The sequence below is a fragment of the Aeromonas bivalvium genome, assembly GCF_000819765.1.
GTDB classification, from domain to species: Bacteria; Pseudomonadota; Gammaproteobacteria; order Enterobacterales; family Aeromonadaceae; genus Aeromonas; species Aeromonas bivalvium.
Window position 1 is genome coordinate 206141 of the sequence record NZ_CDBT01000017.1, and the last position, 9075, is coordinate 215215.

Below are 9075 nucleotides of genomic sequence, written 5' to 3' on the forward strand. Positions count from 1 at the left end.
TCTTGCTATCCATCTCAGGCCGACTGCTTGCTCGCCGCTCTGTCCTGGCGCCGGCGCGGCACTATGATGGGGGCACCGTCGCCCGGGGCATGCAGTATGTCCACGTCTGTCTGGTAGAGGCGGTCGATGAGGGGCTTGGTCACCACCTCCCGGGCCGGGCCCATGGCCTGGATGCTCCCCTCGCCGATGGCGATCAGTTCGTCGCAGTAGCGGGCGGCGGTGGCGAGATCGTGGATGACGATAAGCACCGTCTTGCCCTCGGCGGTGATCTGGTGGATGGCTTCCATCACCTCGGTCTGGTGGCCTATGTCCAGGGCGCTGGTGGGCTCGTCCAGCAGTATGATGTCCGCATCCTGGGCCAGCACCATGGCGAGCCAGACCCGCTGGGCCTGGCCACCGGACAGCGAACTGGCGCTCTGCTGCAATATCTCCCCGAGCTGCATCCGCTCGCAGGCCCAGCGCACCATGCGGGCGTCCTCCTGGCTCCACTGATTGAACCAGCCCTGATGGGGGTGGCGGCCATACTGCACCAGCTGCTCGACCTGGATGCCGGCGGGCACCAGGGGGCGCTGGGGCAGGTAGGCGAGCTCCCGGGCCAGGGCCTTCTTGTCATAGCTGCCAAGGGGCTTGCCCTTGAGCAGTATCTCGCCGCCCTGGGGCAGCTCCTGGCCCGCCAGCAGTTTGAGCAGGGTGGACTTGCCGCCGCCGTTGGGGCCGACGATCCCCACCAGCTTGCCCTGGGGGATGGTGACGTTGATGTCCTTGAAGACGGGCTTTTGCTGATAGCCGAAGTGAAGGCGGTTAACGGTGAGCGTCATCAGTCGGTTCTCTGTCTGTCTTTGATGAGAAGGAACAGCAGCAGTATGCCGCCAAGAATACGGGTCATGATGCCGGTGGCCACCTCGTGGGGGCTGGCCAGCACCCGCACCAGGGTGTCGCTGGCCAGCAGCAGCAGGGCGCCGCACAGGGCCGCAATCCACAGCGGCACTATGCGATCCCGGGAGAGCCAGGAGGCGAGGATGGGGGCCGCCATGGCGATGAAGACCACGGGGCCGCCGATGGCGGTGCCAAGGGCCGCGACCATGATGGCCTGGGCCAGCACCCCGATCTGCACCCGGTTCACATTGATCCCCAGGCTCTGGGCGGTGACGGATCCCAGGCGCAGCACGCCGAGGGCGCGGGAGAGGTAGACTACCCAGGGGCAGATGAGCAGGATCAGTATCCCCACCGGCAGCACAGTGCCATAGCCCTGGCCGACGAAGTTGCCCATGTTCCAGAGATAAAGGCTGGTGAGGTGCACCAGGGACTGGGTGGACATCACGAACTGGCCGAGGGCGCTCATCAGCTCGGAGACGCCGATGCCGATCACCACGAACAGATAACCCTGCTCCCCCGGCTTGTTGCACAGGGCATAGAGCACGGCGGCGGCAAACAGGGCGCCGAGCGGCGCGGCCCACCAGGGCCAGCTGCCCAGGGTCAGGTAGAGGGAGAAGATGATGATGGCCAGCGACGCCCCCTCGTTGACACCTATCATGTCCGGGGTGGCGAGGCGGTTGCGAATGAGGGTCTGCACCAGGCAGCCGGAGAGGCCCATGGCGGCGCCGGCCACCAGCACGGCGACGATGCGCGGCAGCCGGATCTTGAAGACGGTCACCTGGTCGAGCCGGCTCCCCTCGCCAAGCAGTGTCTGTATGACCCCCATCATGGTGATCTTGCCGGAGCCCAGGGTGAGGGCCAGCAGGGAGAGCAGTCCCAGTGCCAGCACCAGCGCCAGGGTGACGAGCCAGGCACGGCGATCCAGCAGCAATGCGCCTCCCCCCAGCCGCAGGGAGAAGGTGCCGGAGGGGAGGGAAAGCGGGGTCTTGTTCATGGAATTTCTCATCAGGCAGGGCAACCTTATTTCACGGCCAGCAGGGAGCGGAAGCCACCGCCGCGCACCACCAGGATGAGCACGGGGGCGCCGACCAGCGCCAGGATCACCCCGTTGGGCAGCTCGAACGGCTGGATCAGCCAGCGGGCCAGTATGTCGGTGCCGAGCAGGAACAGCACGCCGAACAGGGCGGAGAAGCGCACCTGGATGGCGAGGCGCACCGGCTCCACCAGGCGGGCGCAGTAGGCGGCGAGGAAGCCGACGAAGCCGATGGGCCCGGCGATGGCGATGGCGCAGGCAGTAAAGAGAGTGGCGGCCAGGAGCACGCCGATGCGCACCCGGGTCGGCCGTATGCCGAGGGCCTGGGCCTGGGTGTCCCCCATCTGCATCAGGGTGAGGGGGCGGGACAGCGCCAGGGTCAGCAGCAGGCCGGCCAGGGCGAAGGGGACCACGGTGAGCACGGCATCGAGATCCGAGGCGGCAAGGGATCCCAGATTCCAGAAGCGGAACTGCTCAAGCACCACCTTGTTGGAGAGCAGCAGGAAGTTGGAGAGGCCGCCGAAGGTGGCGGAGAGGGCGACCCCCACCAGGATGAGCTTGAGGGGGTTGGAGCGCCCCACCATGAGGCCGAGGCCGAGCACGATGAGGTTGCCGAGCAGGGCCCCCATGCCGGACCAGAGCAGATAACCGTAGGCGGATTCGACCCCGAACCAGGTGAGGCCTATCACCAGGGCGAACACGGCACCGGCATTGACCCCGAGCAGGCCGGGCTCGGCCAGGGGATTGCGGGTGGCGCTTTGCAGCATGGAGGCCGCGAGCGCGAGGCAGACGCCCACCACCAGGGCACACAGGGTGCGGGGCAGACGAAGGGTATTGACTATCATGGCGAGCTTTTCATCGGCCATGAGGGCGGGATCGCCCAGCAGAAATCCGGCGACCTCGCGGCCACCATAGACACCGGCGCCGGTGGCCAGTGACAGACAAATCAGCAGGAAGAGGAGCAGCACGCCGAGCCAGAACAGCCGAGCTTGGTATCTGAGCACTCAATGACTCCTTAAATACGGGGCGGCAGAAACGCAAAAAGGGAGCCCCGATCTCGGGGCTCCCGCATACAGGTTGGATTACAGCTTGTAATCGACCCCTGCGTAGACGGTGCGACCTTCCAGGATGAATTCGGCATCGGTGGCGACGTCGTCACGCTGGGTGTTGGTGAGGTTGGTGATACCGAGCTTGAAGTCCAGGGCCGGTGTCACGCTCCAGTTGGTGTTCACGTCCAGGGTCTGGTAGTGCTTGGACTTGAACGCCTGGGCGTTGCGGGCCGGGACCGTGATGATCTGGCTGCCGACATACTGCCAGGCCAGGTTGGCGCTGACCACGTCGCTCGCCTTCCAGTCCAGGGTGAGGTTGCCGGTGTGATCCGGGGTTTTGGTGAGATCGTCGCCTGTGCTGCGATCCTCGGAATCCAGCAGGGTCCAGTTACCCGCCAGGGAGACGTTGTCCAGCACGTCGACCCAGCCGGTCAGCTCCAGACCCTTGATGCGGGCCTTCTTGATGTTGTGATAGGTCATCACGGAAGGCATGTATCCTGCTGCAGGGCGCCATTGATCGCTCTGGATCAGATCCTCGATCTCGTTGTGGAAGCCGGTGACGCCGGCGCCGAAGCGATCGGCCTCGTAGGCGGTACCGAACTCATAGCTGATGGCGGTTTCCGGTTTCAGATCCGGGTTGCCGATCACCTGGCAGCGACCGCGGCAGGCGGTGGTGGAGAAGCCTTCGCTGGACTGGGCCAGGGTGGGCGCCTTGAATGCCTTGCCGATGCCGCCCTTGAGCACCCATTCGTCGCTCAGGGAGTAGAGGGCGTAGGCGCGGGGGCTGAACTCGTTGCCATAGGTCTCGTGGTGATCCAGACGGCCGGAGAGAGTCAGGGCCAGATCGCCGAAGCTGAACTCGTCTTGCAGGTAGACGGCGCTCTGGCTCGCGTCCACGTTGCCGTTGGTGATGCTGCGGCTGTGCTCGAGCTCGGTATCGCGGAACTCGGCCCCTGAGGTGAGCAGGTGATCACCGAGGTAGCCGCTGACCTGACCATCCACCGTGTGGTTGGTCTGGGTGACATCGGCGACGCCGCCATTGAGCTGGGAGTCATCCATCAGGTCGGTCTGTTCGAAGTAGTAGCGAACCCGGCTGTCGAAGTGCTGCCAGCGGCCGTTGTGGGTCAGTCCCAGGCTCAGGCGGTCGAGCTCCTGCACGTTATGGGCAGTGAGAGGACGTGGGGAATTAGGAGGAAGGGGCACGTTGTTGAAGTAGCTGTCCATGTCGTTCTGGTTGTAACCCAGATCGAAGTCGATGTCCTGATTGTCGGTCACCAGCCACTTCAGGCTGGAGAGCACATTGACCACTTCCCGTTTTTCCAGGGCGTCGGCGCCCGGGTTGTTGGACTGCTCGCTCTTCCAGTTATCACGCTGATAGCCTTCCACCACCACGCTGCCCAGCAGCTTGTTGTCGATGAGAGAGCCGGAGACGAAGGCGCTGCCCTGGTTGGCATCGCCACCCTGGCCCTTGGTGGGCATGGTGCGGGTGTAACCGACGGCGGCTTCGGTCTTATCCTTGGCCTGGCGCAGGATCACGTTGACCACGCCCCCCAGGGCATCGGCACCGTACAGGGAAGAGACGGGACCCCGGATCACCTCGATGCGCTCGATGGCGGCCATGGGGATGGAGCTCAGGTCGAAGTCGTTGCCAAAGGAGCTGCCCAGGGTTTCGCGGGCGTTGACCCGCTTGCCGTTGACCAGCAGCAGGGTGTAGTCGCCGCCCATGCCGCGGATCTTGATCTCGTTGCGACCGGTGGGGTTGGTGGCGATGATGTTGACGCCGGGTACATGCTTGAGGGCATCGCCGATGTTGTTGACGTTCATCTTGTCCAGATCGGCGCGGGTCACCACTGAGACGCTGGCCGGCGCCGTCAGCTCGGTGTGCTTGGTCTGGGTGGCCGTGACCACCATGGTCTCGTTGGCCTTGGGCGCGTCAGTCTGGGCCAGGGCCGGCATGGCCAGCAGACCGAGGGAGAGCAGGCTGGTTTGCAGCGGGTTCAAGCGAAAACCTGGGGTGAACTGCATGGTCAAAACTCCATTTAACGTGTTTATTGTTGAGGAAAAACAGGTAATTAGACTCACTAACTTCCTTGCCTGACCGAAGGGGCAGACTCATTGTTGTTATGGACGTGTCTCAGCGCCCTGAGCAGCGCCACAACGCCCAGACAGGCGAGCAGGGTGCAGGCGATGTTGATCCAGGCCAGGTCGGCAAAGCCCAGCAGACGGGCCTGTTCGTCCGATTGCAGATAGCGGGCAGACCCCAGGCTGGCGAGCCCGGCGGCAATATTGGTGACGGTTCCCTGGAATGACATGAAGGCGGCGCGCTGCTGGGGAGCCGGAATGGCCGCCGTGACCGCGAGTGTGGTGCTGGCGCGGGCCGAGCTCAGGGCCATGAAGAGGGTAAACAGCAGATAGACGGGCACCCCCAGCGGGGTGGCAAAGCCGAGCAGGGTGACCAGGGCCAGCAGCAGGCTGGTGATCAGGATGGCGCCCTGGGCGCGGCCCTTGTCTATCCAGCCACCACACAGGCGCATGGTGGCCATGCTGGCCAGGCCGCCGCACAGGTAGAGACTGGCAATCTGCTCGCGGGGGAAGCCGAGGTTGAACTGGAAATAGTTGGCAAAGTGCGGGATCAGCAGGAAGTGACCGGCCATCTGCAACGCCAGAATGGCGAGGGCCCCCTGACACAGAGGGGAGGCCATCAGGCGCCAGATCCCGCCATGACCCGTCTCCTGCCTGACCGGCAGGGAGGGGATGAGCACCCCGGCGGCCAGGGTCAGCAAGAGTCCGGCGGCCCCGAGCAGCAGGAAGGGGCTCTGCCAGCCGAACCAGTGGGAGAGGGTGAGGGCGATGGGCACGATCAGGATGGCGGCAAGGGAGAAGGCCATGCCCACATAGGCGAGCTTGCGGCCCCGCTCGGCCGGGGGCACCAGATCCAGCACGGCCGCCATCAGGATGGCGGAGAGGGGACCGGCGACGCACCCGGAGAGGATAAACAGGATGAGCAGCTGCTGGCTGTTCTGGGCCAGGGCGCAGGCGACCAGCAGGGTGAAGCGCAGGGTCAGCAGCAACAGCAGGGCCGGGCGACGGTTGAAGCGATCGAGCCAGGGGGCGGCGAGGAGTCCCACCAGGGCCGCCCCCAGGGTGGCGCCCCCGCTGAAGTAGCCGGTCTGTTCGGGGGCCATGGCGAAGGCGAGCACCAGTTCGGCGCCAAGGGGCATCACCATCATCATGCTACCCATGGATAACATGTTGATTAACAGTGCTAAATGTATGACGGCCGCCGGTCTGGCACCCTGGAAAAAAGGGATCACAAGAGTCTTCTCGAGCAAAGGAGCCCGAATTCTATCCGAGGATTTTTTTCATGACAACAAATGATAATTGTTTTTATTTGTGTTGTGAGGCGCTTCTCTCGTCACAGCGTCGGTGCCAAACGGCCTCTTGTTTGCCCCACTCTGTCGCCTTGGCGCTGACGGCGCCACGGTTGCCATGAACAAGAAACCCCCTCGCCAGCGAGGGGGTTTCTGTTTTTGGGCTCCTCTCGTATCTGGGGGCGTCAGGCCTTGAGGCCGAGCCGCCTGGCGAGGCGGTGCAGGTTGCCGCCGTCCAGCGCCAGGGCCCGGGCGGTGGCGGCCCAGTTGCCGTCCAGGGCTGCCAGGGTCTGCTCTATCAGCTGGAGCTGGAAGGCGTCGGTGGCGGCGCGCAGGCCGAGGCCGGTGGCAACGGACGGGGCCGGGGTGGCCGTGCTGGCGGCAGGCGGCGGCGAGACCGCCGCCCCCAGATTGAAGTGGTGGGCGTCCAGGGCCGGGGACTGGCTGCCCTGTTCGGCCCTGGCCAGCACGGCGGCTCTGTGGATGGCGTGCTCGAGTTCCCGCACGTTGCCCGGCCAGTCGTGACCCTCGAGCAGTGCCAGCGCCTCGGGCAGGATGCGCAGCCGCTCCAGCCCCAGGCTGACCCGGCAGCGTTCGCAAAAATAACCGGCCAGCAGGGGAATGTCGCCGGGGCGTTCCCGCAGCGCCGGGGCCTGGATCGGGAAGACGCTCAGCCGGTGGTAGAGGTCGGCCCGAAACTGCCCCTCGACCACAGCCTGCTTCAGATCCCGGTTGGTGGCCGCCAGGATGCGCACGTTCACCTTGAGCGGGGTGTCGTCACCGATGCGTTGCAGATCGCCGTATTGCAGCACCCGCAGCAGCTTGGCCTGCAGCGTCAGCGACAGCTCGCCAATCTCGTCGAGAAACAATGTGCCCTTGTCCGCCAGCTCGAACTTGCCCGCCCGGTTGTGGATGGCGCCGGTGAAGGCCCCCTTCACGTGGCCGAACAGCTCGCTCTCGGCCACAGATTCCGGCAGGGCAGCGCAGTTGAGGTAGACCAGGGGCGCACTGGCGCGGGGTGAGCCCTGATGCACCGCCTTGGCGATCAGCTCCTTGCCCACCCCCGTCTCCCCCAAAATCAGCACGTTCAGCTCCGAGCTCGCCACCACGTCTATCTCGTGGCGCAGCCGGTCCATGGCGGGGGAGTGGCCTATCATCTCCGGCTGGCCCTCGGCATGGGGGGCTGAGGCGAGGGGCTCGCTGCTCTGGCGGGCGAGCCGTTCCAGCAGCAGGGCGTTGTTGAGGGCGGCGGCGGCCAGGGCCCCCACCAGCCGCAGCTCTTCGTCGCTGATGCCGTCAAACTGGGTCGGGTTCATGCCGTCTATGGTCAGGGCACCGATGAGGGTCTGATCCGAGAAGAGCGGCAGGCCGACGCAGGCGTGCACCTTGAAGTCGTCGTGATCCGGGATCAGGCCGTCATAGGGGTCGGGCAGGGAGCTGTCGGCGGGAAAGCGCACCACGTCGCCAGCCCGGGCTATGGCCTCCATGCGCGGGTGATCCTTGAGGGCGAAGCGGCGGCCCAGCACGTCCTGCATCAGGCCGTCGATGGCGAGCGGGATGAACTGGCCCCCCTCGTAGCGCAGCAGGGCAGAGGCGTCCGAGTGTAGCAGGCTGCGCACGCTCTGGATCAGACGGTGGAACCTGTCCTGATGGGAGATGCCGAGTTGCAGGTCGAGGGCGATGCGCGCCAGGCTGTCGGTCGAGATCACGATGATTGTCCAAATGACAGTGTATTTGTGATTTTGACTATAGAGGGAGGCTGTCTAAATGACAATGCCAGATATTGTAATCTGGTAAAAACAATAAGTTATAAGTTGGCACGTCCGCTGCAATAGGGAATTCAGTCACACATTCACTATTGCCTGCTGAGGAACTGCCTGATGAGCATTCACGTCAAGAACAACATCCACTGGGTCGGCCAACGGGACTGGGAGGTGCGCGACTTTCACGGCACCGAGTACAAGACCCACAAGGGCACCAGCTACAACAGCTACCTCATCCGCGAAGGGAAGAACGTGCTGATCGATACCGTCGATCACAAGTTCAGCCGGGAGTTCGTGCAGAACCTGGCGGCGGAGATCGATCTCGCTTCCATCGATTATGTGGTGATCAACCACGCCGAGGAGGATCACGCCGGCGCCCTGACCGAGCTGATGGCCCGTATCCCGGGCACCCCCATCTACTGCACCCACAACGCCATCGATTCCATCACCGGCCACCATCACCACCCGGAGTGGAACTTCCACCCGGTCAAGACAGGTGACAGCCTGGACATCGGCAACGGCAAGCAGCTGGTATTCATCGAGACCCCCATGCTGCACTGGCCCGACAGCATGATGACCTACATGACCGAGGATGCGGTGCTCTTCTCCAACGACGCCTTCGGCCAGCACTACTGCGACGAGCACCTGTTCAACGACGAGGTGGACCAGACCGAGCTGATGGAGCAGTGCCAGCGCTACTACGCCAACATACTCACCCCCTTCAGCCCCCTGGTGACCGCCAAGATCAAGGAGGTGCTGGGCTTCAACCTGCCGGTGAGCATGGTGGCCACCTCCCACGGCATCGTCTGGCGCGAGGACCCCACCCAGATCATCCTGAAATACCTGGAGTGGGCCGACCACTATCAGGAAGACCGCATCACCTTGTTCTACGACTCCATGTCCAACAACACCCGCATGATGGCGGACGCCATCGCCCAGGGCATCCACGAGGTGGACCCGGGCGTGGCGGTGAAGATCTACAA

At 64.4% G+C, this 9075-nt stretch carries 7 protein-coding genes; 1 reads left to right on the forward strand and 6 read right to left on the reverse strand.

Features of this window, described 5'->3' with window-relative positions; translation table 11 throughout:
- Positions 1-14 precede the first annotated feature (14 nt).
- From BN1119_RS07370 to norR, 6 genes are all read right to left on the reverse strand, one after another.
- Positions 15-818, reverse strand: coding sequence for an amonabactin ABC transporter ATP-binding protein (locus BN1119_RS07370; RefSeq protein WP_041995887.1), 804 nt, complete (start codon positions 816-818; stop codon positions 15-17).
- The gene (locus BN1119_RS07375; RefSeq protein ID WP_409337745.1) at positions 818-1870 is read right to left on the reverse strand and encodes an amonabactin ABC transporter permease subunit 1; all 1053 of its coding nucleotides are present in this window, start codon (positions 1868-1870) and stop codon (positions 818-820) included. The genes BN1119_RS07370 and BN1119_RS07375 overlap by 1 nt, the downstream gene beginning before the upstream one ends.
- A gap of 26 nt (positions 1871-1896) precedes the next feature.
- Positions 1897-2913 carry an amonabactin ABC transporter permease subunit 2 gene (locus BN1119_RS07380; protein WP_041995890.1) on the reverse strand — a complete coding sequence of 339 codons (1017 nt, stop codon included), beginning with the start codon at positions 2911-2913 and terminating at the stop codon, positions 1897-1899.
- Between the two features lie 78 nt (positions 2914-2991).
- Entirely contained in the window at positions 2992-4983 is a 1992-nt protein-coding gene (locus BN1119_RS07385) for a siderophore amonabactin TonB-dependent receptor (RefSeq protein ID WP_041995892.1), read from the reverse strand.
- A 56-nt stretch (positions 4984-5039) separates the two neighbouring features.
- A complete protein-coding gene (locus BN1119_RS07390) occupies positions 5040-6209 on the reverse strand; it encodes an MFS transporter (RefSeq protein WP_084205336.1) in 1170 nt (389 codons plus the stop codon).
- Between the two features lie 305 nt (positions 6210-6514).
- Positions 6515-8038 carry a nitric oxide reductase transcriptional regulator NorR gene (gene norR / locus BN1119_RS07395; protein ID WP_041995894.1) on the reverse strand — a complete coding sequence of 508 codons (1524 nt, stop codon included), beginning with the start codon at positions 8036-8038 and terminating at the stop codon, positions 6515-6517.
- A 171-nt stretch (positions 8039-8209) separates the two neighbouring features.
- On the opposite strand from norR, the gene BN1119_RS07400 reads away from it, so the two are divergent.
- Positions 8210-9075: oxygen-binding di-iron domain-containing protein (locus BN1119_RS07400; RefSeq protein ID WP_041995896.1), on the forward strand; the 866-nt coding region annotated here is incomplete at its 3' end.